This window comes from Anaerosalibacter massiliensis (genome assembly GCF_024623155.1).
Lineage (GTDB): Bacteria > Bacillota > Clostridia > Tissierellales > Sporanaerobacteraceae > Anaerosalibacter > Anaerosalibacter massiliensis.
In genome coordinates this window covers 32444-57619 of sequence record NZ_JANJZL010000003.1, presented here as the reverse complement: position 1 = coordinate 57619, position 25176 = coordinate 32444, and the positions used below count along the sequence as shown (strand labels likewise).

The window sequence follows — 25176 nt, the reverse complement described above, 5'->3', positions numbered from 1 at the left end:
ATAAAAAGACCTCCTTTTTATTTAAGAATACTTTTATTTAATTCTTCTCCATTTCTCAAACTATTTCTCATACTCTGAATAGTCCTGTCCATTTTTTCAAGCTTTAATAAAACTTCCTTTTCTTCATTATTAGTTTTTATAATTTTATCTATTCCACCATTTTTTATTACAATTCTTCTATCAGCCATTAAAGCCAAAATAGGATCATGGGTAGCCATTAAGACTATTTTGTCACTACTTACTAATAAATTTAATGCCTTCTTTCTATCAATACCTGCATTTTCAATTTCATCAATTAATACTATTGGTGAAGAACTTAAAATTGCTGTATCCGCTATCATCAATGCTCTTGACTGTCCACCACTTAAACTAGTTATAGGTGTACCTAGATTAAATTTTTCTCCTGCTAAATTATTAGCCGCTTCTATTATATTTTTTATTACCTCTTCCTCATTTTCCACCATTCTACTTTGTGCATGAAGTTCCAAAAACTCATGGACAGTTAAATCCATTACAAAATTCATATTTTGTGAAAGCTGGGCTACAAGTTTATTATTAGAAGAAAACCTCCATTTTTTATCCAGTATTTCATTATTGATAAGGATGGTTCTCCCTGTAGGGGTATCATTTTGAGCTGCCCATTCTATATCTGCTAAAAGCCTACTTTTTCCTGAACCTGTAGGCCCTACAATAGATACAATTTCCCCACTATTTATTTTTATTTCTTCAAATCCTTCTTTTTTTCCGTTTTTATCCCTTCCTGCCAGTATTGTTAGTGATTCCACTGATTTTTCTTCTTTAATTCCTAAAAATTCTATCATTTGATTTATATATTCTGAGAGACCTTCAATAAGCTTTTTAGTGTCAATTGCCCATTCTTCTATTTCTTCTTCTGAGAAATGGTTTAGATATTCTTCAAAGGTATTTCCTTCAAATCCTTCAATATCCAATTTGTTATTAGAAAAATAGTTTATTATAAAAGGGTATTTCTCTAATAACTCTTTTAATGTAATTGAATTTATTATTCTATTATCTGCCATCTTTATCACCTAATTTCATCTTTCTTACATTTCCCATTTGATAATCTTCACCTATTCTTGTTTCCCCAAGACAATAGGAGCATAATGCTGAAGGCATAGAAAATTTAAGCCTCTTTCCTTTAACTGTATCTATTTCTTCATTTTCATCATAAATAAGGGTACTTAACTCATAAGCCCCTTGACCAGTAAGGCCATTAATATGAATAGTTACTGCCTTGGGATTTACTGAATTTACTTTAGATGAAAATACTTCTCTTTCTGCTTGAGATACTATATCCCCTTTAGTGATAACTACAATATCTGCTGATTTTAACATAGGTCCTATTTTTTTAGGAGTATTTATTCCACTTAAATTATCAATAACACAAATAGATTTTATACCTTGTATATAAGGAGAACATCTATTGCATAATCCTGCACTTTCTGTAATTAAAAAATCTAAATTTTGTTTCTTTCCCCACTGGACTACTTCTTCTATATTGCTTATGAAAAAATGGTCTGGGCATAGAGAGCCTGAAAGTCCTTTTCTCACTGGTACTCCTGCTTTTTCATATAATATATCATCATCTGTATATAAACAGTCAAACTTAACTACTCCTACCGATATACCTCTTTGCTTTAATGCTTCAATAGTTTTCAATATTACTGAGGTCTTTCCAGAAGATGGAGGACCTGAAAATGTTGCTATATTCATATATATCACCCCTAAATTGACTCATTAAATAATTCTTCACATATTTTTATTTTCTCTCCAATATCATTTTCGCTTATATAATCCCATCCTAGCCACATATATTTATTGTCTTTAGATACCATATTGTCTACTTCTGGGTTAGTACTTGGAAATCTACCATTGTGGGCTAATATTTCTCCTACCTTTTTTGATGCAAAGAAATCTACAAAAGGTTTTATTTCTTTTTCCTTCGATTTTTTAGTAAGTAAAAATATAGGACTAATAATCGCCCCATCAGAAGGCCAAACTGCTACCATAGGACCATTTTCTTTAGTCATTTTTGTAAAGAAATATGGCATAATAGTTACTACTGGTCTTTCCATCTTTTTCATATGAGATTTAACCATTTCTGAGGGATGCATACTTTTTAATAAAGATTTACCTAATTTTCTAATCCCATCTTCTCCATATTTCTTGTATATATTTAAAAGAATAGCATTAAATAAATCAAAATCTCCAATAGGCAAACTCACTGCATTTTCAAATTCTTCGCTTAAAATATCTTTCCAGCTTCTTGGTATTTCTCTTCCTTTTAATTCTTCTCTATTTACAAGAAAAACTGCAGGTACTGTGCCAATTATAGAATATTCACTTTCTGGATCTTTAAGATTTATATATTCATTATAAAAATCAGCATTTAATCTATTAAATCCTGTCATATCTTTAAAAACACCTTTAGCTTTAAATTTTCCCATTAAATCTTTATCAAAAAATAAATCAAAACCAGCCGATATAAATATATCTGATATATCTTTTTCTGACTTTGCATTTTCTAAAGATTCTTTTAGCCAATCTATTCCACTAGATGCTGCTTTTAGTTCATAATCTATAGTAATATTTAAATCGTCTTTTTTCTCATCCATCCATTTATTAAAAGAATCCATCAATGGAATCCTTACGGGACAAGGTAGTACTCCATCAATTCTAATATCAGCTTCTTTGTTTTCTGTGTTTTGAATCAAAGTTTCATCTACTATATTCTTCTTTTCTTCAATTATTTCTACAAGTCTTCCTACAAAAGTTTCTACATTTATTTTCTTCATAGACAATGCCATTTCTAAAGAAATTGCTTTTCCAAAACTTTTTCTTTTTTCTTCATCTCTCATATCTTCAAATCCAGTTGAAACGAATAAACTCAATGTTTCTGGATATTTTTCTGTAATATCATATAATGAATCTTTTATATTAAAATATTTATTCATATTTATAACCTCCAAATATATACATGTAAATATTCTCTTTTCTTTAATATTATTTTAACCTTAAAAGTAAAAAATTTCGGTAACTTGAGTTACCGAATTCCCTAATAAATATTTTGCATAATACTTAAAACAACTTTATGTCTTTGTTGTGCATTTTCTGTATTAAATGGATTATAAATACTAGGAGCTTTTAATGATCCAGCAAGAAGAGTAGCTTCATCAAAATTCATATCTCTTGCAGATTTATTGAAATATTTTTGACTTGCTGCTTCAATTCCATAAGCGCCTTCTCCATAATATATTACATTAGTATACATTTCTAATATATCTTCTTTAGTATAATTATCTTCAATTGCAAGAGCAACTATTAATTCTTTGACTTTTCTACCTAAACTCTTTTCATTTGTAAAGAATAAATTTTTTGCAAGTTGCTGTGTAATAGTGCTTCCACCTTGTTTATATTCTCTAGCTTTTACATTTACTAAAGTTGCTCTTCCCATAGCTATGGGATCAAATCCTATATGTTTAAAAAATCTTTTATCTTCCACAGTAATAAGTGTATTAATAAAATCCTCAGGTATCTCTTCATAATCAATATAATTTGGTATATTGTTTTTTATTTGCCCCTTTAAATCTCTATTTAAATCATAATTTGTATTTTCAAATTTAATAAAATAATTTGCTATCTTAGGCAATATATTAAATATAAGGGAAAAAGTTGTTAATACTACTAAGAAAAACACTAACTTTTTAAATCTTTTCATATATTTCACCTCTATATATCATAAATTAACTTCTTACTCTAAGTTTAACCTTATATTAGAATATATACCATCGATTAAGATAACAAAAGTAATTCTTATCTTACTATTTTGTAAGTAAAATAAAAATTAAATTTTTCTGATTCTTTACAATATTATAACAAAGTGCTATAATTTAAAAAATATTAAAATTGGAGGGATTTCATGCTGTTAAATCCGGTAGTGTTATCTGTTATTTTAATGACTGTACTATGCCTTTTAAAGTTAAATATTATATTAGCTTTAATATTGGCTGCTCTTACTGGGGGAGTACTTTCTGGGATGAATATTACTGAAACAATGACAGTTTTAATCAAAGGCATGGGAGGAAATGCCGAAACAGCTTTAAGTTATATTTTATTAGGAACATTGGCTACTGCTATTAATAAAACAGGAATTTCAAATCTTCTTGGAAAGGGCATTTCAAACCTCATTCAAGATAGAAGACTACTACTAGTTCTTTTAATTGCAATTATAGCTTGTCTTTCTCAAAACTTAATTCCTGTCCATATTGCTTTTATCCCAATACTTATTCCACCTCTTATTAATCTAATGAATAAATTAAAAATTGACAGAAGATCAGTAGCCTGTGCTTTAACTTTTGGACTAAAAGCTCCATATGTCATGCTTCCTGTAGGGTTTGGTCTTATCTTTCATAATATTATAAGAGATAATCTTATTGAAAATGGAGTGGATGTAGTAACTAAAATGGTATGGAAATCAATGTTACTTCCTGGTATTGGAATGACCATAGGACTTCTAATAGCTATCTTTATAACCTATAGAAAACCTAGAGAATATGAAATAGTAAATAATGTGTTTGAAAATCATCTTACTGTTACTTCTGAGAATGAGGAGAAATCTAATTATTCAATCCGAAAACAAATTGCTGGACTTATAGGAGCTATTACAGCCTTTATAGTTCAAGTTGTTACAACTTCGTTGCCATTAGGTGCTATAGCAGGACTTTTCATCATGCTTATACTTGGAGCTTTTAAATTTAAAGATATAGATAATCTAATGGATGACGGCATAGCTATGATGGGATTTATAGCTTTTGTAATGCTAATAGCCTCAGGTTATGGTGCTGTTTTAAGAGAAACTGGAGGAGTTGACACATTAGTTGAAGCTGCTACTGGTTTAATGGGAGGAAGTAAGATTATTGGAGCTATTGTAATGCTTTTCATAGGACTAATTGTCACTATGGGAATTGGAACTTCTTTTGGGACTATTCCTATTATAGCAACTATTTATGTTCCCCTTGCTTCATCTTTAGGATTTAGTCCAGCTGCTATTATTGCATTAGTTGGTACTGCTGGAGCATTAGGAGATGCAGGTTCTCCAGCTTCCGATAGTACTCTTGGTCCTACTTCAGGATTAAATATAGATGGCCAACATGATCATATTTGGGATACCTGTGTCCCTACATTTTTACACTTCAATATCCCATTAATAATATTTGGTACAATAGCAGCATTAATATTGTAAATTCCACAAAAAGGCTCTCTTTTTAAGAGAGCCTTTATATAATTTAAATTTTTCATTTTCCTAAAAAATTTCTTAAATCTTCTTCTGTATTGAGATTTAGGAACATCTCCCAATTGGGACTAAATATCCTAGCTTCTTTTTCTTCTATACAATAAGTTGGTATTTTTTCAAATAAGGACCTTAATGATCTCTTCCCTTGCGATAAATTATTTTCTATATCTATTATTATATCTTTTGAATAGAAAGCATTAAAAGGCTCTATGTTTTTTCCACATCTTGTTACATAAATTTCAGCATATATCTCTAAATCCCTGATTTTAGATTTCATATATCTAATATATTTTAAATTTATATTTGGCATATCACAAGCAATAAAATAGACAAATTGGCTACTAGCACATTTAAGTCCAGCATGAATACCACTTAAAGGTCCTTCCCCTACTATTATGTCTTCCATTATTTTGATATTAGAATCTGAATAATATTCAGGACTATTAGTTACAATTATTATTTCTTCAAATTCTTTATTTAGCTTATCTATTAAATTATATATAAGCCTTTTTTCACTTACTTCTAATAGTTGTTTATCAAATCCCATCCTAGTACTTTTTCCGCCCGCTAAAATAGCAGCTGTTCCTAATTTTTTCACTGAATCACCCTTTATTATAGAACACTATTATTATAATATTACAGATTTTCAGCTTTTTCTACCTTTACAGCAGAAATCTTATATTCTGCTGTTTTGCTAATGGGGTCATAAGCTGAATTAGTAAGCTCATTTACAGGAGATTCTTTATAATGAAATGTCATGAACATCATTCCTGGTTTAACCTTATCAGTTATAGTTGCTCTAGTTAGTATAGAACCCCGCCTTGAAGTAACTCTAACAAAATCTTCTTCTTTTATTTCTAATTTTTCAGCATCTATAGGATTTATCTCCGCAAGTTCATAAGGTCTTATTTCATTTAACTTTTTAGAATGTCTAGTCATAATATTATAGTGATATAGCATCCTTCCTGTTGAAAGAAGTATTGGGTATTCTTCACATACAAGCTCTGCTGGTTCTTCGTACTCAACTGGAATCATCAATCCTTTTCCTCTCGGAAACTTTCCTTTGTGAAGATAAGGGGTTCCAGGATGATTTTCTGTCGGACATGGCCATTGTATTCCTACCTTATCTATTCTTTTGTAAGTTATACCTTTATAACTAGGTGTAGTTAATCTTATTTCATTAAATATTTCTTCTGAATTCCTATATTCAAAACCACTTGCTCCTAACTTCTTGGAAACCTCACATAATATTTTCCAATCTAGTCTACATTCTCCTGGAGCTTCCACAGCTTTTCTTACTCTTTGTACCCTTCTTTCTGTATTTGTGAAAGTACCATCTTTTTCAGCATAGCATGTAGCAGGCAATACTACATCAGCAAATTTAGCTGTTTCAGTTAAGAACAAATCTTGTACTACAAGAAAATCTAAACTATTTAAAGACTTCTTCACATGATTTGCATCTGGATCTGTTAAAACTGGATCTTCCCCCATGATATACATTGCCTTAACATTTCCCTCTAACGATTCGTCTAACATTTCAGGTATTCTAAGCCCTTTATCTGGATTTAATTTTACTTTCCAAACCCTTTCAAAAAATTCTCTTTTCTCTTTTGAAATAACATCTTGATATCCTGAATAAGTATTTGGAAGTGCTCCCATATCACAAGCACCTTGAACATTGTTCTGTCCACGCAATGGGTTTATCCCTGCATTTTCTATTCCAAGATGTCCTGTCAGCATAGCTAAATTTGCAAGATTCATAACATTTGCAGTTCCTGTAGTATGCTCAGTTATTCCAAGAGTATAGAATATACCTGCTTTTTTTGTACTTGTATATAATTTAGCAGTTTCATACAACATATCTTCAGATATACCTGTTATCCTAGATACTATTTCTGGTGGATATTTTTCTATGGTTTCCATAAGACTTTCAAATCCTGTACAGCGTTCTTTTATAAATTCTTTATCATGCCAACTTTCTTTCACTATAATATACATTAAACCATTTATTAAAGCAGCATCTGTCCCTGAATTAAGAGGCAACCATATATTAGCCATTGCGGCAAGTTCTGTTTTACGTGGATCTACAACTATAAGTTTAGAACCACTTTTAACTGCTTTTTTCATCTTGTTCCCAATTATAGGATGTGCTTCTGTAGCATTAGAACCTATGATAAATAATACTTCGTTTTCTTCTACTTCTCCAATAGAATTAGACATAGCTCCACTCCCCAAAGTTGTTGCAAGACCTGCAACTGTAGGAGCATGTCAGGTTCGAGCACAATGATCTACATTATTAGTACCTACAGCAACTCTCATCATCTTTTGAAATACAAAATTATCTTCATTAGTACAACGAGCTGAGCTTAATCCAGCTATTGAGTCTGGTCCATATTTTTCTTTCGTATCTTTCAGATTATTAACTACTAATTCCATTGCTTCTTCCCAGCTTGCCTCAACAAATTCTCCTTTTTTCTTTATTAAAGGTTTGGTAATTCTATCTGGACTATTTATAAAATCTATATGATATCTTCCTTTTACACAAAGAGAAGTGCCATTTACAGGTGAATCAGGATTAGGAGTCACTCCTACTACCTTTCCATCTTTAACATTTAAATCAAAATTACATCCTGTCCCGCAAAATGGGCATGTAGTAAGAACTTTTTTAACTTCCCAAGGCCTTATACCTTTCAATTGTTTGTTTATAAGTGCTCCAGTAGGACATACACTAATACATTGACCACATAATCTGCAATTTTTATAATTTATAGGATTATCAAATGCCGTTGTAATTTTAGACTTAAAACCTCTACCTGAAAAATCAATAGCATTAGTTATTTGGACTTCTTTACAAACTCTTACGCATTTTCCACATAAAATACATTTACTTTGGTCTCTTTCCATAACAGGATTTAAACTATCAATAGCATAATTTTTCCTTTCTCCTTCAAAAGAACCCTTCTTTATATCATATCTATAAGCATAATCTTGGAGTTTACATTCTCCAACTTTATCACAAGTTAAACAGTCCATTGGATGGTTGGATAATAATAAATCTAAAATATCTCTACGGACTTTAACCACTCTTTCAGATTCTGTATATACTGCCATTCCCTCTTGTACTTTAGTTGAACAAGACGTAACAAGATTTTTATATCCTTCTATTTCAACTAAACATAATCTACAGCCACCAAATGCTGAAAGTTCCTTATCATAACATAAGGTAGGAATGTCTATGCCATTTTCTCTAGCCGCTTCTAGTATAGAGATTCCCTCTTCCACCATAGTTTTTTTCCCATTTATAATAAATGTAATCATATTTTCACCTCCAATTTCTTAACTAAATATTAAGCATTATCCTTTTCTACCTTTTCTATTTTTTCCATTATTTTTCCTAATCCAAGAGCTTTTGTCCAACTAGACTCAATAAATTTTCCATCTACCTTTCTATAAGGTTTGTCTGGATTATCAAGGTACATCAATTCTGTAATTAACCTGCCCCTTAAACATAAAGGTCTACCATTAGTAGGATGCTTAGCCTTTACTGCTATATTCTTTTTGTTTTGGGACAATACCTCAAATTCACATCCATAATCACATGATTTACAATTTATTGTTCTACTATTTAAGTTCCAAACTCTATCCTTATTAATCTGTCTCCTATCTATCAATGCTCCCACAGGACAAACTGCTACACATCTGTTACAAGATACACATTTAGAAGTTTCTAATGTTTGATCTGTATCTGAAATTATTCTAGTATCATATCCTCTGTTTGAAAATGATAAAACCCGTCTTTCATCTATATCATTACATGTTCTTACGCATTTCCCACATAGAATACATTTACTATCATCCTTTAATATATATGGACTTGAATTATCTATATATTTTGGCCTCTTGACTCCATTATGTTCTTTAAATTTCACTCCATATCTATAGGCATATTCTTGCAATAAGCATTCTCCCGCCTTCTCACAGGTTAAACAATCATTAGGATGGCTATCTAATAATAGTTGAAGTATCTGTTTTCTTATTCTTACTACTTTTTCCGATTCAGTATAGATTACCATTCCATCTTTTACTTTAGTAGAACAAGCAGTCTGTAATTTTTCACTTCTTTCTACTTCAACTAAACATAATCTACAAGCCCCTGCTACTTCTAAATTTGAATCATAACATAGAGCAGGTATATCTATACCTAATATTTCAGCTGCTTGAATTATATTATAATCTTTAGGGACTTCTACTTTTTGCCCATTTATAATAATATTCACATTTGCCATTATAACCCTCCTATCTCTTTATCACTGCACCAGTTGGACATACTTCCATGCATGTTCCGCATTTTATACATTTTTCAATGTCAATAATATGTCTTTCCTTCACCTTACCATCTATACATGAAACAGGACAATTTCTAGCACATTTCGTACATCCTATACAAGTATCAGTAATAAAGAATTGTAAAAGGGCTTGACAAGTTCCTGCAGGACATTTCTTATCATGAACATGAGCTTCATATTCATCTCTAAAATATTTTAAAGTAGATATTACTGGATTTGCAGCAGTCTTACCTAATCCACAAAGAGAAGCCTCCGTTATAGTTTGAGATAAGCTTTCCAACCTATCTATATCTTCTGAAGTACCTTCTCCTTCTGTTATTTTTTCTAATATCTCTAACATCCTCTTTGTACCTTCTCTACAAGGAACACATTTTCCACAGGATTCTTCTACTGTGAAATCTAAGAAAAACCTAGCAATATCCACCATGCAATTATCCTCATCCATTACAACCATTCCACCAGAACCCATAATAGAGCCTAGTTTTCCTAGAGATTCAAAATCCACAGGAGTATCTAAATTTTCCTTTGGTATACAACCACCAGAAGGCCCACCTGTTTGAATGGCCTTAAATTCCTTCCCGTTAGGTATGCCTCCACCTATATCAAATATTATATCTTCCAATGAGACTCCCATTGGAATCTCTACTAATCCTGTATTCTTTATTTTCCCTCCTAATGCAAATACTTTAGTGCCAGGAGAATCTTTAGTACCAATAGATTTAAACCAATCCACATCTTTTTGAAATATTACTGGAACATTTGCAAAAGTTTCTACATTGTTTATTATAGTTGGTTTTCCCCATAGCCCATTGTGAGCAGTCCTATGAATTTTAACCCTAGGCATTCCCCTTCTACCCTCAATAGATTCCATTAGAGCAGTTCCTTCTCCACATACAAAAGCTCCAGCTCCTAACCTTAACCCTATATCAAAGCTAAAATCTGTTCCAAATATATTTTTACCTAATAGACCATTTTCCTTAGCTTGCTTGATAGCTACTTCAAGTCTGTGCACCGCTATAGGATATTCAGCTCTTACATATATGTAGCCTTGATCAGAGCCTACTGCATACCCGCATATAGCCATGGCCTCTAATACAGAATGAGGGTCTCCCTCTAAAATGGACCTATCCATAAATGCACCTGGATCACCTTCATCTGCATTACATATTATATATTTCTTATCTGCCATATATTTATAAGCTTCTTCCCATTTTCGCCCTGTTGGAAATCCTGCCCCTCCTCTTCCTCTTAGGTTAGAATCTTTAACAATATTAATTACTTCTTGTTGAGTCATTTCTGTTACTACTTTTGCTAAGGCTTCATATCCATCTAAAGCAATATATTCGTGGATATTTTCAGGATTTATAAGTCCACAATTTCTTAATGCTACTCTTTTTTGTTTTTTATAAAAATTAACTTCATTTACTGGCAATATTTCATTATTTTTATAAGCACCTTTAAATAATAACCTTTTAACTATGTTTCCTTTAGAAAAATGTTCTTCTACTATCTCATCAACATCTTCCAGTTTTACATGACTATAAAATATACCTTCTGGATATATAACTATGTTTGGTCCTGCTTCACAAAGTCCAAAACATCCTGTTAACACAACATTTATTTTATCTCCTAAATTTCTCTCTACAACTTTTTTATCTAATAATTTTCTAATTTCATCCCCTTGAGATGAATGACATCCCGTTCCTCCACATACTAAAACATGAATTTTATCTAAATCTTTTACATACCCCTTCCTTAACATTATCTTCTTTAACTCTTCTTCTTTAATTTTATTTAATTCTCTAATACTTTCCATTTTTCCACCTCCAAACTATTTATATTTATTCAGTATTCCTTCTACATCATTTGGAGAAAGCTTTCCATACACATCTTCATTTACAACAAGTACAGGAGCTAAACCACAAGCCCCCAAGCAACGAGTTGCATCTATGGAAAATTTTCTATCAGCTGTAGTTTCTCCAACACCTATTCCTAGAATTTCTTCAACTTTATTAAGTATGTCTTGAGACCCTTTTACATAACAAGCCGTTCCTAAACAAACTCCTATTTCATATTTTCCTTTGGGTATTAGAGAAAACTGAGAATAAAAGGTCACTACTCCATAAATTTCGGATAGTGGAATCTTAAGTTCTTTAGAAATTAATTTTTGTACTTCAATAGGAATATATCCAAACAAATCCTGTGCTTTATGTAGTACATTCATTAAAGCACCTTTCTTCTCCTCATTTTCTTTGATACAAATTTTGAACTTTTTTACCTTTTCCTTATTTGCATCCCAATCAAATTCAAAATTCATCTCCAGACCCCCTTTACTTATATATAATAAAAATAGACAGTTCTATTCCAAAGATCTGTCTATTTTTAAGCGTAATAAATATTTTTGTCGTAATATTCATTTTAATAATAATATATTTTCTGATATTTGTCAATTTTAAATATTATCTAATATTTAACTTGTTTAGGCTCTTACCTTTTAGAAATATTCCAAAAGCTTTCATTAGCATTAATTTGCTTTTATATTTTGATTAATCTTCTAGCATTAATTTTTCCAATTCTAATGGTTCTATATATTCTCCATTTTTATATGCTCTCATATTTCCACCAGATATTTCATCGATTAATCCAATTTCATTATTTTCTCCAATCCTACCAAACTCTAATTTAATATCATATAGTTCAATATCTTTTTTAGCCAATTCTTCTTTTATAATATTAGATATTTCAATAGTTCTATTCTTTAATATACTGTATTCTTCCTTTGAAAGTATTCCTAACATATGAAGCGCATCTTCTGTAATAGGCGGATCCTCACGTTCATCATCTTTAAGAGTTATCTCAACAAAAGCGTCTAGGGGTTGACCCTCCTCTGCATACATTCCATAACGGCGTAGAAAACTTCCCACTGCTCTATAACGGCATATTACTTCAAGGCCATTCCCAAACATTTTAGCAGGTTTTACAATCATAGTTGAATTTTCTATATCTGTATCTACATAATGAGTTGGTATTCCCTTTTCTTCTATTTTTTCGAAAAAGAACTTAGTCATTTTAAGACCTGATTTCCCCATTCCTTCAACAGTTAAACCTACAGTATTTGCCCCTGGATCAAATACTCCATCTTTACCCGTTACATCGTCTTTAAATTTAAGTAAATAGTTTCCGTCCCCTAAATCATAAACATCTTTTGTCTTCCCTTTATATACCAGTTCCATTTAAATCACCCTTTTTATAAAGATTTATTATTTTAACGATAATATTATTATAATATATATTAATATTTTTTCCAATACTTTTTATAATGTTTACTATATTATAAAGTTCTGAAACCATTTAAAACTTTATAGTTTACTTATAATTATATTGTATATAGATAAGCAAAACCTATATCAAAAGTATATATTAAGTCTTTAATATGCTATAATTATTTATATAAACAAATCACAATCTCCTTTATCATCATAAAGTATATGGGGGAATAAAAATATTATTTAAGGGGAATACTTTATGAACACTCAAAAAATTATTATAATAATATTAGTTATTATAATTGGAACCATTATATTATGGTTATGTACTTGTCCTATTAGTCCTGTTTGTTCAAATCCACCCTGTATAATTAATTCGAATAAAAATTTAAAATTCTTTATTGCAACTGATCCACATTATTTATCTAAGAGTTTAACTGATAATGGAAAAGCCTTTAGAAACTTTGTTATGTCCGGAAATGGAAATCAATTGAATTATATTGAAGAAATAATAGATGCATTTATATATGATATTAAAAATGAAAAACCAGATGTCCTTATTATCAGTGGTGATTTAACAAACAATGGAGAAAAAGAAAGCCATTTAGAGTTTTCTGAAAAGCTAAAAATTATTCAGGATTCAGGTACATCTGTTTATGTAATACCCGGAAATCACGATATAAAAAATCCTTGGGCAATGGAGTTTAAAGGAAAAGAAAAACATAGAGTAAAAAGTATTTCAGATAAAGATTTCAGTAAAATATATGGTGACTTTGGATATAATGATGCTATTTCTAGAGATAAAAGCTCTTTAAGTTATCTTGCAAAACCTTCAAAAGACATATGGCTTCTTATGCTTGATACTAACCAATATGAAGACAATATGAAACTCAATAAATCTCAGCATGATGGATTAATTGGTCCTGAAACATTTGAATGGATAAAGGAATGCAGTGATTTAGCCAAAGAGAAAAATGCTCAAATAATAGCTGTAATGCACCATAGCCTATTGGAACATAGTGAAGTTGTAAATGAAGGCTATACACTAAATAATAGTAAAGACGCTATAGAATTATTTAAAAACTGCAATATAGAACTAGTCTTAACTGGTCATATACATCTTCAAAGTATAAAATCCTATAAGGATGATGACAGCTCAATATATGATATTGCAACAGGTGCATTATGTGTACATCCTCATAAATACGGGGTCCTAAAATATTGTCCCAATGAAGGATATGACTATAGTACGGCTTGGGTAAGCATGGAATGTTGGGCAAAAAAGAATAATATAGATGATAAAAATATTGTTAATTTCAAAGAATACTCAAAGAATTTTTTTGAAAATAGAGCCTATTATAGGTTCTATGATGATTTATATGATATACATGAATATAGTGATAAAGATATGAGATTGATGTCAAAAACTCTAGCTAAGTTAAATTTAAAATACTTTGAAGGCTCTGGAGATATAAATGTAGAAGAAGTTGAAAGCTCCCAAGGATATAGATTAGTAAAAACTATTGGACCAGACTTTCTAAAAAGATATATGGAAAGTATAATAGATACTCAAGGAATAGACAATAATAAATTACATATCCCAATAAATAAATAAAATGTGGACAACCATCCACATTTTATTCATAGTTAGCAAATTTTTAAAGTTTTTGCCAATCATCTATATTATAATCATTTCTAACCCTTTTATATTCTATTTTTTCGTATTCTCTTAAGCCTCTATCATAATTGGGTACCATGTCTAAGAATAATAAAATATTGTTATTTCCTAACATTTTATCTCCTCCTTTAAAACTATTTTTGTAGTTTTAAAATCTTTCCTCTATTATTAGATTTACCCCAATAGCATGTCTATTTAAACTTTTATACTAAAAAAACTGGTAAACTTTCATCACCAGCCTTTTTGTCATATTAATGGTTTTATAAATCCTCTTCCTTGAACATCTATAGCATCTGCAATAGATATTAAGGCTTTTTCATCTATTTCTTCTATTAGCTTCTTAACCCTATGTAGCTCATTTTCAGTAACTACACAATATATTATTTTCCTTTTAATTCCTGTGTAAGCTCCTTCACCATAGAGGAATGTAGTTCCCCTGCCTATTTTATTTATTATAACTTCTGACACTTCCTTCTCCTTTGAAGTTACTATCAAAAGTATTTTCTTTTTATTAAAGGCAACAATTGTTTTGTCTATGGCTATAGATTTTATATACATAAGTACCAATGTATATAATGTCAATTTAAGACTAGTTATAAATACTCCAAGTAATGCAATAATTCCATTTAAAGCAAAATATAATGTTGATATTTTTATACCATATTTTCTTCTAATAATAATGGCTATAATATCTGTACCGCCTTGAGAAGCTCCTGCTTTAAAAATAATCCCTGCACCAACTCCAGTTAGAACTCCTCCAAATATAGTGGAAATAATAATATCATCTACTTTTAATGTAGTTGCTATGTCCTTAGTTAAAATTAATAAAAGAGACATTGCTAATGTTCCAATAAGACTTAGCACTACAAAATCTCTATCTACAAATTTATATCCAATTACAAATATAGGAATATTAATAATCAAAATCCAATATCCAGATGGAATATTAGATAAATATTGTAGAATAAGAGATATACCTGTAACTCCTCCACTTAGTAAATGATGTGGCGATATGAATCCATTTACTGCAATAGAATAAATTAGACTACCTAGTAAAATTTTAATTAATTTAACACAAAAATCTTTTTGATTTTTAACCATCTAATATTCCTCCAAAAATATTTAAAGCAATAATAAGCCTAATTATATCAGTAGTATATATATGTTTCAACCTTTTTAACCTTCAATTTTTGCCTGTTTTTCATTATATGTGTTATTAGAAAAAAGGTTTGACGGTACTCAATTCCCAACAAACCTTTCTTTCATATTAATATTAAATTTCAATTTCTAAAGCTACTGGACAGTGATCACTACCCATTATCTCCGAATAAATTTCTGCATCTTTTAAATGTTCTTCTAGCCTTTCAGATGCAATAAAATAATCAATTCTCCAACCTACATTCCTATCTCTAGCTTTTCTCATATAAGACCACCAGCTATAAGCATCCTCTTTATCTGGATAAAAGTATCTAAATGTATCTATAAAACCTGCTTCCAAAAGTTCTGTCATCTTTCCACGTTCCTCATCTGTAAAACCTGCATTTTTTCTATTAGTCTTTGGATTTTTCAAATCTATTTCTTTATGTGCTACATTAAGATCTCCACATAAAATAACAGGTTTTATAGAATCTAACTCTTTCAAATATGCTCTAAAATCGTCTTCCCACTCCATTCTATAATCAAGTCTTGTAAGCTCTCTTTGGGAATTAGGTGTATATACATTCACTAGATAAAACTTTTCAAATTCTAGAGTAATTACCCTTCCTTCATTATCATGTTCTTCCATTTCTATACCATATTTAACTGTTAAAGGTTTTTGTTTTGTAAATATAGCAGTTCCAGAATATCCTTTTTTCTCTGCATAGTTCCAATAATTATAATAACCTTCTAAGTCCAATTCTATTTGACCTTCCTGCAATTTAATTTCCTGAACACAAAATATATCTGCATCAATATCTTTAAAATAATCTAAAAATCCTTTACGTACACAAGCTCTTAGTCCATTAACATTCCAAGAAATAAGTTTCATTTTTATTCCTCCATTGAGTAAAATTCTTTTATACTTGTCCAATAAATTATTATAAATTTTTCTACAAATATCTCATACCCGTCTTTTAATCAATTTAACTTTTAAAAATAGTTAATAGCTATTTTCGAATATATCCTTTAAAACTCTAATAACTCTTGAGAAAATTTTTGATGGTTCTGTGGATATAATATTCTTTTCATACATTTCCTTGTATACGCTATAATACTCTTTTCTAAATTCCTTACTTCCAAACATTATGGAAATAATTTCTATGCCTTTATCTCTAGCTTCCTTTACTCCACTTTTCACATCATCTATAGCAAATTGTCCATTATATTGATATGCCGAAGGCATTCCATCTGATAATATAAATAATATCTTCTGTTTCTCATTCCTTTTTTCCAATTCTTTAGTTGCTATTCTTATATTGGCACCGTCTTTATTGGCTCCTCCTGCAGTTATATACTGATTTATATAATTATTATATATAAGATTCACATTCTTTATATTATCATCAAAATCTTTTATAACTATATGTCTTGTATTTTTCCAACTAGTATTAAATACTACTACCTTCATTTTAACTATGTTTCTCAATGCTTCTTCTAACACAGCCATAGTTTCTACAGCATATTTCCATTTATTATTTTCACTCATACTTCCAGAACCATCTATTAAAAAGTAAAATACTGTATCCAGTTCGTTGGTTTTAGCATTTTTTATAAATATATCTATATCATCAAAAATATCAAATCTATATAGATTGTTAGTATCAATCATGCCATGCCTTTGATTCCGCCTTAAAGACTTTTTTCTTTCTTCCATTATTTCTATTATTTCTCTATTAAATTTCTTAGCCTTTTTCTTAATGTCCAATGGAAGCTTAACTTTTTTTATAACTTGATCTTCCTTATTATTTATTTTTTCTATTTCTATTGTACTGTTAGGAGCTGCTCCCTTACCTAAATAATAATTTTCTATTTCTTCATCCCTATTTGCTATTATTTTATTTTGTTCAATATCTTTATTTATTCCTTGTTCATCTTCCTTTTCTTGTAATTCTTCCGATATCTTTTCAAAATTCTCTTTCATATTCTCCATATTAGGTTCATTATCTAATATATTATCTATTTTACTACTATTATTATCAGTATTAAATTCTTCTTCTAAATCTCCTGAAGAAGTCTTTTTCTGCATTGCCTTGTTTTCATTAAAATCTTCATCTTCTCCTACTATTTCTTTTATATAATCTGTGATTTCTATTCCTGTCTTTTTTGCAGATTTCATAGACCCCTTACAAGTTTTCATATATATCCCATTATCTACCCACTCTTTAACCTTATAAAATTCATATTCTAGTCTAGTATTAGAGTATATCTCTTCAAATCCTATTGGCAAAAGACCTGCAGTAGAATAAATATATAAAGAATTTAAAAAATCATATAGTTCATCATTTTCTAATCTATAGGAAGTATAATATTTATATCTTGCATACTTTATATATTTTGAAAAACCCTTTTTATTATTTACGAGAATATTTTCTACTCTTGCATCTTCTATTGAATTTATTATAGAATAAGAAACATTCTCTGCTATTTCACCGCTAATTTTTTTCTCTCTCATATAACTGACAATCTCTTTTTGAGTCTTCTCTATTTCTCTTTTAGAAGAAGATAACAAATATTGAACTTCATGACCCATAAAAGCCATGAGAAGTATATAAAGTTCCCTCCCATTCGAAACTTCAATCAAACCATAAGGTAATCCAATGACTATTTTATTGCCATCTATATAAGATGATAAGCCCTTTACAGATAAGCTAAAGTCTTTATTTCCCAGTAAATATTTTGCAGAGATATAAAGTTTATTTTCAATATCATTGTCTTCAACATAATCAATCATTTCTTTATAATTCATATTCATTTTAAATATCTCCTTAAATTAGAGTACTTCCATATTGATTATATTCATAATATGCCCTCTATCGTCCTCATTGTCTCCTTGATTTGCTACACAATCCATTAATATTTCCTTTAATGTAATAATTTCAGGATCATATCCTATGCTAGCATTTTCAAATCCTCTTATAGATAAACTTTTTTCAGATATTTCTCCCTCTTTTATGAGTAACCTTATACCCTTGTATATATTATCAAGAATTTCTAACACTTCTGGTTTTAAATCTGGATTTTTAATTGCCAACAATTCTTTAATAGAGTCATCCCCTATACATCTTATTCTTATGAATCTATCTCTAAAAGCTTCATTTAGCTTGTTAACTCCCTGATAAGTATCATCATTTTCTGTAGTAATTGCCATAAAATTTTTATGTGCTTTTATTTGACCTAGTTCTGGAACATAAACTTGCCTTCTATGATCTAGTATTGAATTCATACTTTCTAAAACTCCAGGATCAGCAACATTTATTTCATCAAAAATTGTTATATAGCCATTTTTTATTGCCTTTGTAAGAGGTCCATCTGCAAAAGTAACCATCCTTTCTCCATCTTCAGTTATATCTATGGTCTTATATCCCCAAATATCGTATTTATCTATATCTCGAGAAAATGATATGGTTATAACTGGCCTATTAAATAACCAGGCAATAGTTTCTGCCATTGTAGATTTACCTGCCCCTCTTTCACCAACTAGTGTAATATTCCTATCTTTAAGTGTTAAATAATGTAATGCTCTTTTCATAATTCCAGTTTTATCTCTATATAGAAATTCTGGTTTTTTCATAAAACTTCTATCTTCTTCATTATATTTAATATAGGTTTTAAGAATATTTATAAATAAGGATTTAGGAATATTATTGTTGTTAATATAGTCTATTTTCTTTTCTATATTTTCTTTTGTATCCATTCCTTTTTCAACTATTTTTTCAATTAGTTCTTCAATATATATTTCTCTAATTTTTTTCTCTGTTTTCTTAGGAAGAATCATCTCTCCTAATAAATATTTTCCTTCTTTTGAATTTATACAAATATCACTATTATCTTTTAATAAGTATTTGTAATCTGTTAATACATTGTCCTTATATCGTATTTCTACTATATTCCCTATAGATTTATCTTCTATAACTACTTCCTCATCTTTTAAATTAAATCTACCTAATATACTCTCTCCATTTTTAATTTTGTCTTCCACTTCATCTCTATAAGGATACTTGCCCATTGAACCTCCTATTAATACTTCTAATTTCTTTTCTTTTTCTCTTTCCTTAGCTTCTATATCAGGTAAATAGATTTCTAAAATATATGCAGCTTCTGCTTTGCTATCATCTTTTCCATATATTATAGTATCACTTGTTATGACTTTTCCTGGTATTTCATTAAGAAACTTAAAATAAGGAACTAATTTTTTATTTACTATACAATTATTTGGAACTACATAATCATCAGAACAAACATATCCTATAAATTCTTTATTTTTAAAACATTTAATAGCATTCTTATCATATTTGTAGCCTAATTCCCTTTTTAAAATAACTTCATCTCCAAGTACAAGAGAGGTTTTTTCATTTATTATGGTTATTCCTATATTCGTTACTTTCATACTTTTCCTCCTATTAGAACAATTAATATCAAAAATCACTATAATTCTATCTTCATTTTACCATAAGATAAGACTCAGCCAAATAAAGTTTTAACTATAATTGACTGAGTCTTATAATATTTTATTTATTTAATCATCTATTACAGCTTTTATACATTGATCATATTCATAATCTAAAATAATAGTAGGATACACTTCAATATCTGGAATTGTTTTTGTTTCTTCATTTATTGTGTAATCAGGATTCAAACATAATAGACTACTAAACGTCACAACCAATCCACTATTAGGTAATGAAACTAATAACGGATCTATACCTATTCCATCACCACCAGTTCTTTCGCCTACCAATGTAGCAAATCCACTTGCTTTAGCAAAAGAAGCAAAACTTTCAGCAGATGAATATACTATTTCATCTACTAGTAAATATATATCTCCCTTAAAGTTTATAGATTCATCAGGCTCTATAGTCTTATTAAATTTTGTATAGTATTTAAAATCACTTTCAATTTCTTCAGGAAATTTTTCAAGCATTCCTTTTCCTAATCCAGAAACTTTTTTAAGTCTCATTTGTTTACTTCTATAAAATTTTTTACTGTATTTACCGCCTTTTATAAAAGCATAATAATCTACTGATAAAGGTTTTTCTATTAAAGGTCCAACAATATTTTTTTGCCAATAAAACTCATTTCCTCCTCCATTCTCTCTAATATCAATTATTAACTTTGGATAATCTTTTACAGTTTTAAAGAACTTACGTATCTCTTTTCCATCTTCTTCAACACGAAATCCATTCATCTCATATATATTTATGTACGCCACCTCATTTGGAATAATGATCTTTGAAGTAAATGCTGGTCTATCCTTCCATAGACCATTTTCATGACTTGACTCCTCTAACTTTTCTTCAGAAAAATTATACCTAGCTTTAACATTTTCATTATCTAAAACTTTTTTCCAAGGTCTAGTAATCCTATTTCCTTCCCGAACATATATTTCATAAAAATCAACAAATAAATTTTCTGAAAGTAAATGAGTATGATCATTATTTAAATCTCCTATTATCTCATTTAACTTCTCCGCATATTCTTCGTCATTTTTTGTCTGTTTTATCTCCTGAATATATTTATTCTTATTCCCTAACCAATCTACTTTATTTACCCTTTCATTCACCTTGAAAAAAGGATAGTTTTCTTCTAACATATTATACATATATTCAAAATCCTCTAATTTTTCCTCCATAGTAAGCTCTCTATTAGAACAACTCATACTTTCTTTCCCAGTACTACATCCTGAAATAGTTGTGGAAATTAATATACAGATTATAATTAGAAAAAATGATTTGCTTAATAATTCTCTGTTTTTCATTTTATCCCCCCTAATAAACTCTTAAATATATTATAATACAAGCTATAAATAATTGTATAATATTAACACCTCAAGATTATATTAAAAAAAGCCATCTAAGAATAATTGCTCAATTATTCTTAAATAGCTTTTATATATTAAAATTAATTTCTATCCATAAAGAAAGATTTTATTATGGCAAAATATTCTCTTATATAACTTTGAATGAATACAGTTTTAGGCGTTTTAGCTGGTAGTCCAAAAGGTATAAATCCTAGACGTTTAGCTAAAAATTTAGATCTAAATATATGATAATTTGATGTAACAAGAAGAATGTTTATATTTTCTCTATTATCATTCTCCTGTATTATTTCCCTGGCAAACTTAATATTGTCATAAGTAGTGGTAGATTTTTCTTCTAATATTATTCTATCTTCATCTATTCCATTACCTACTAAATAAAGTTTCATTGCCTTAGCTTCTGTTATATCCTCATCTTCTCCTTGACCTCCACATACTACTACTTTAATGTCTTCATGGAGCTTTTCATATTCTAAAACTTTGTCTAACCTTTCTTTTAAAGATGGAGAAGGGGTACTTCCATAAAGTCTAGCACCTAATACTAAGATATAATCTATCTTTTTATTTTTGTCATTCTTTCTAGCATTATATATTATTAAACTTTCTATTATTACAAATGATAAAATAAATATGCTTATGATAACAATGAATATCTTATTTAGCATATAACCTTTTCTTACCATGTATATTCTCCTTAAAAAATTTCATTTCTCCAAGTTTTAGGTAAAACCAATGCTATTATTGTAAATAACTCAAGCCTACCTAGTAGCATAAGTAGTGATAATAATAATTTACCCATAGAGCTGATACTACTAAAAGTTTCACTAGGACCTACAAGACCAAATCCAGGCCCAATATTCCCAAGAGCTGATGCTACAGCACTTGAAGAACTTACAAGATCCATTCCTTCTAGTGAAATAAGAACAGTTCCTAATACAAATATAAAAATATATAGTGCAAAAAAGCTTGTTATACCTGCAACTGTTTCATTTGAAACAGCATTTCCATTTGTTTTTATTGGTATAACTGCTCTAGGATGAAGTATTTTAGAAATTTCTCTTCTAATTAATTTAAATAACACTAATATCCTTATGTTTTTTAATCCTCCCCCTGTAGAACCAGCACAACCTCCTACAAACATGAGAAGGAATAAAATTGATTTACTAAAAGTCGGCCATTTATCAAAATTTGTTGTAGCATATCCTGTTGTAGTAATTATTGAACCTACTTGAAAAAATGCATCCCTAAATGCTAGTCCTATATTCTTATACATTGTACTATTTATGTTTAATCCAATTAATACAACAGAAATTAATATTATTCCAAGATACAATCTTAATTCTTCATTCTTGAAAACTTCCTTCCATTTTCCTTGAAATAAAAGATAATATAGAGAAAAATTTACGCCAGATAAAATCATAAATATACCTATTATAATATGAATATAGGAACTATCATAATGTCCTACACTTGCCACTTTTGTAGAAAATCCTCCTGTTCCTACAGTTCCAAAAGTATGAACTGCTGCATCATATAATGACATTCCGCCAAACAATAACAATATGATCTCTAAAAGAGTCATTATAAAATAGGTAATATATAAAATCTTTGCAGTATCTGTAACCCTTGGCACAATTCTATCTGGCATAGGCCCAGGACTTTCTACTTTAAATATTTGGAATCCTCCTACTCCTAAAGTAGGCAAAATAGCAATAGTAAATACTAGTATACCCATTCCACCTATCCAGTGGGTAAAAGATCTCCAGAATAATATTCCCATAGGTAATAATTCTACATTGTCTACAATTGTAGAACCTGTAGTTGTAAAGCCAGAAACTGTCTCAAAAAAACTATCTACCCAAGATGGAATACTTCCAGAAAGAACAAATGGCAAAGAGCCAAAAAAAGATACCAGAATCCATCCGAATGCAACAATAGCTAGTCCTTCTTTTGCTTTAATTGTTTTCCTTGAACCTTTTTTCCTACTCATGACAAAACCAACTATACCAGTTATAAAAATGCTACTTAAAAAAGCTGTCTTATCATATTGATTATAATATAGTGAAACTAATAAAGAAGGTATCATTAATAATGCTTCTACAGTTAATAAATTTCCTAATACTTTAATAACTACTCCATAACTCACTAAAAATACCTCCCTTACCAGGATTAATAAGTTTCTTCAAAGTTGGTATATCAGATTCTAAAGAAAATACAATAATCCTATCATCTGGGTTAATTATAGAATTACCATCTGGAATAATTACATTTCCCTTATGGACAATTGCACCAATAATAATACCCTTTGGTAATCTTAGTTTATATATAGGTTTACCAACAATAGGTAAATCCTTACTTGCAATAATCTCAGTAACTTCTCCTTGTCCATCTAAAAGAAGGGATACAGAAACAACCTTCCCACCCCTTATAAATTTTAATATATTACTTACCGTTATATTAACAGGATTAAAAGCCACATCTAAATCTAATTTATCTATTATATTAATATAATTAGGCCTACTTATTTTTGCAATAGCTTTGCTAACTCCAGATTGCTTAGCTACTAATGTCATTAATAAATTTTCTTCATCATATCCTGTAGCCCCAATAAATGCATCCATGGAACTTAAATCTTCCTCTTCTAAAAGGTCTATATCTGTACCATCTCCATGAATTACTAGAACATCATCAAGTTTCTCAGATAAATATTCACATCTTTTTTCACTTTCTTCAACTATTGTTACACTTACATTTGATGCAGTTAGTCTTTGGGCTAAATAGTATCCAATCTTCCCTCCACCTAAAATCATTGCTTTTTTAATCTCTCTTTTATTTACATTTACTTTAATCTTCCCACCTAATCTATCAATATCATCCTTTCTACCAATTACATAAATTACATCATTTTCCCTTAAATCAGTAGAACCGTCTGGGATAATTAAATTTCCACCTCTAGATATAGCAGTGATAAGTAGTCCTTCTAGACCTTCTAATTCCTTGATTTTCTTTCCAACAAAATCCTTTGTATTTCTAATATTAAAATCAATCATGGAAACTTTGCCACTAGCAAAATCTCCTGAGTGAAAATTATAGTTTTTTAACAAATATCTTTCTATTTCAATAGCAGTTGTTAAATCTGGATTGATAATATAATCAATTCCCATTTCAGATTTAACAAAATCTAGTTGATCCGTAAACTCTGGATTTCTAATTCTTGCTACAGTTCTTTTACAGCCTATTCTTTTAGCTAAAGAACAAATTAATGTATTTGTCTCATCACCATCTGTTGCTGCTATCAAGAGATCATAGGTTTCAATATCAAGTTCCTTTAGAACCCCTATTTGTATACCATTTGCAGCAATAGTCAATACATCTAGATGATTGTTAATCCTTTCTAAAGTTTTTGAATTTACATCAACTAATGTTACATCAATATTTTCATTGTTCATTGCTTCTGCTAGTTTATATCCTAGTTTGCCTGCTCCAACTATCATTACTTTCATTTGCATCCTCCCCTAGATATATAATATCTGTATATCATTATTATATTCCTAGTT

The 25176-nt window shown here is 29.5% G+C and carries 21 protein-coding genes; 2 read left to right on the top strand and 19 right to left on the bottom strand.

Annotated elements, in window-relative coordinates:
* Nucleotides 1-17: 17 nt before the first annotated feature.
* The 4 genes from NSA23_RS05580 to NSA23_RS05565 form a co-directional block, all read right to left on the bottom strand.
* Complete coding sequence (locus NSA23_RS05580) at nt 18-1040, bottom strand: ATP-binding cassette domain-containing protein (RefSeq protein ID WP_042678795.1); 1023 nt, start codon at nt 1038-1040, stop codon at nt 18-20.
* Nucleotides 1030-1734, bottom strand: a complete 705-nt coding sequence (locus NSA23_RS05575; RefSeq protein WP_042678796.1) for a GTP-binding protein — start codon at nt 1732-1734, stop codon at nt 1030-1032. Before NSA23_RS05575 ends, NSA23_RS05580 begins: the two co-directional genes overlap by 11 nt.
* An 11-nt stretch (nt 1735-1745) precedes the next feature.
* Complete coding sequence (locus NSA23_RS05570) at nt 1746-2975, bottom strand: ABC transporter substrate-binding protein (protein WP_257490323.1); 1230 nt, start codon at nt 2973-2975, stop codon at nt 1746-1748.
* A 101-nt stretch (nt 2976-3076) separates the two neighbouring features.
* Nucleotides 3077-3739, bottom strand: a complete 663-nt coding sequence (locus tag NSA23_RS05565) for a transglycosylase domain-containing protein (RefSeq protein ID WP_042678798.1) — start codon at nt 3737-3739, stop codon at nt 3077-3079.
* 201 nt (nt 3740-3940) lie between these two features.
* Between NSA23_RS05565 and NSA23_RS05560 the strand changes: the two genes are divergently transcribed.
* On the top strand, nt 3941-5263 hold the full coding sequence (locus NSA23_RS05560; protein WP_042678799.1) for a Na+/H+ antiporter family protein: 1323 nt from the start codon (nt 3941-3943) through the stop codon (nt 5261-5263).
* A 52-nt stretch (nt 5264-5315) separates the two neighbouring features.
* On the opposite strand, the gene mobA is transcribed toward NSA23_RS05560, so the two are convergent.
* From mobA to NSA23_RS05530, 6 genes are all read right to left on the bottom strand, one after another.
* Nucleotides 5316-5912: a molybdenum cofactor guanylyltransferase gene (gene mobA / locus NSA23_RS05555; RefSeq protein ID WP_042678800.1), complete on the bottom strand. Its 597-nt coding sequence runs from the start codon at nt 5910-5912 to the stop codon at nt 5316-5318.
* Between the two features lie 38 nt (nt 5913-5950).
* Nucleotides 5951-8632: a formate dehydrogenase subunit alpha gene (gene fdhF, locus NSA23_RS05550; protein ID WP_081915141.1), complete on the bottom strand. Its 2682-nt coding sequence runs from the start codon at nt 8630-8632 to the stop codon at nt 5951-5953.
* A 29-nt stretch (nt 8633-8661) separates the two neighbouring features.
* Nucleotides 8662-9600 carry an NADH-quinone oxidoreductase subunit G gene (locus NSA23_RS05545; protein WP_042678803.1) on the bottom strand — a complete coding sequence of 313 codons (939 nt, stop codon included), beginning with the start codon at nt 9598-9600 and terminating at the stop codon, nt 8662-8664.
* A 10-nt stretch (nt 9601-9610) separates the two neighbouring features.
* Nucleotides 9611-11476 carry an NADH-ubiquinone oxidoreductase-F iron-sulfur binding region domain-containing protein gene (locus NSA23_RS05540; protein ID WP_081915142.1) on the bottom strand — a complete coding sequence of 622 codons (1866 nt, stop codon included), beginning with the start codon at nt 11474-11476 and terminating at the stop codon, nt 9611-9613.
* Between the two features lie 15 nt (nt 11477-11491).
* Complete coding sequence (locus NSA23_RS05535; protein WP_042678804.1) at nt 11492-11977, bottom strand: NADH-quinone oxidoreductase subunit NuoE family protein; 486 nt, start codon at nt 11975-11977, stop codon at nt 11492-11494.
* Nucleotides 11978-12206: 229 nt separating this feature from the next.
* A complete protein-coding gene (locus tag NSA23_RS05530; RefSeq protein WP_042678805.1) occupies nt 12207-12893 on the bottom strand; it encodes a phosphoribosylaminoimidazolesuccinocarboxamide synthase in 687 nt (228 codons plus the stop codon).
* Between the two features lie 292 nt (nt 12894-13185).
* On the opposite strand from NSA23_RS05530, the gene NSA23_RS05525 reads away from it, so the two are divergent.
* Nucleotides 13186-14541 (top strand): metallophosphoesterase, encoded by a 1356-nt coding sequence (locus NSA23_RS05525; RefSeq protein ID WP_050069688.1) that lies wholly within the window; start codon nt 13186-13188, stop codon nt 14539-14541.
* Nucleotides 14542-14584: 43 nt separating this feature from the next.
* Here NSA23_RS05525 and NSA23_RS05520 read toward each other — a convergent pair whose 3' ends face one another.
* From NSA23_RS05520 to trkA, 9 genes are all read right to left on the bottom strand, one after another.
* Entirely contained in the window at nt 14585-14719 is a 135-nt protein-coding gene (locus NSA23_RS05520) for a hypothetical protein (RefSeq protein ID WP_257490322.1), read from the bottom strand.
* A gap of 131 nt (nt 14720-14850) precedes the next feature.
* The gene (locus tag NSA23_RS05515; RefSeq protein WP_042678806.1) at nt 14851-15705 is read right to left on the bottom strand and encodes a YitT family protein; all 855 of its coding nucleotides are present in this window, start codon (nt 15703-15705) and stop codon (nt 14851-14853) included.
* A gap of 172 nt (nt 15706-15877) precedes the next feature.
* Nucleotides 15878-16633 carry an exodeoxyribonuclease III gene (locus NSA23_RS05510; RefSeq protein WP_042678807.1) on the bottom strand — a complete coding sequence of 252 codons (756 nt, stop codon included), beginning with the start codon at nt 16631-16633 and terminating at the stop codon, nt 15878-15880.
* A 111-nt stretch (nt 16634-16744) separates the two neighbouring features.
* Entirely contained in the window at nt 16745-18556 is a 1812-nt protein-coding gene (locus NSA23_RS05505) for a VWA domain-containing protein (RefSeq protein ID WP_042678808.1), read from the bottom strand.
* Between the two features lie 18 nt (nt 18557-18574).
* Entirely contained in the window at nt 18575-20191 is a 1617-nt protein-coding gene (locus NSA23_RS05500; RefSeq protein WP_042678809.1) for an AAA family ATPase, read from the bottom strand.
* 129 nt (nt 20192-20320) lie between these two features.
* The gene (locus tag NSA23_RS05495) at nt 20321-21559 is read right to left on the bottom strand and encodes a S41 family peptidase (protein WP_081915143.1); all 1239 of its coding nucleotides are present in this window, start codon (nt 21557-21559) and stop codon (nt 20321-20323) included.
* A 143-nt stretch (nt 21560-21702) separates the two neighbouring features.
* The gene (locus NSA23_RS05490; protein ID WP_222704693.1) at nt 21703-22302 is read right to left on the bottom strand and encodes a YdcF family protein; all 600 of its coding nucleotides are present in this window, start codon (nt 22300-22302) and stop codon (nt 21703-21705) included.
* Nucleotides 22303-22313: 11 nt separating this feature from the next.
* A complete protein-coding gene (locus NSA23_RS05485) occupies nt 22314-23765 on the bottom strand; it encodes a TrkH family potassium uptake protein (RefSeq protein ID WP_042678810.1) in 1452 nt (483 codons plus the stop codon).
* The gene (gene trkA / locus NSA23_RS05480) at nt 23743-25122 is read right to left on the bottom strand and encodes a Trk system potassium transporter TrkA (RefSeq protein ID WP_042678811.1); all 1380 of its coding nucleotides are present in this window, start codon (nt 25120-25122) and stop codon (nt 23743-23745) included. The genes NSA23_RS05485 and trkA overlap by 23 nt, the downstream gene beginning before the upstream one ends.
* Between the last annotated feature and the right edge of the window lie 54 nt (nt 25123-25176).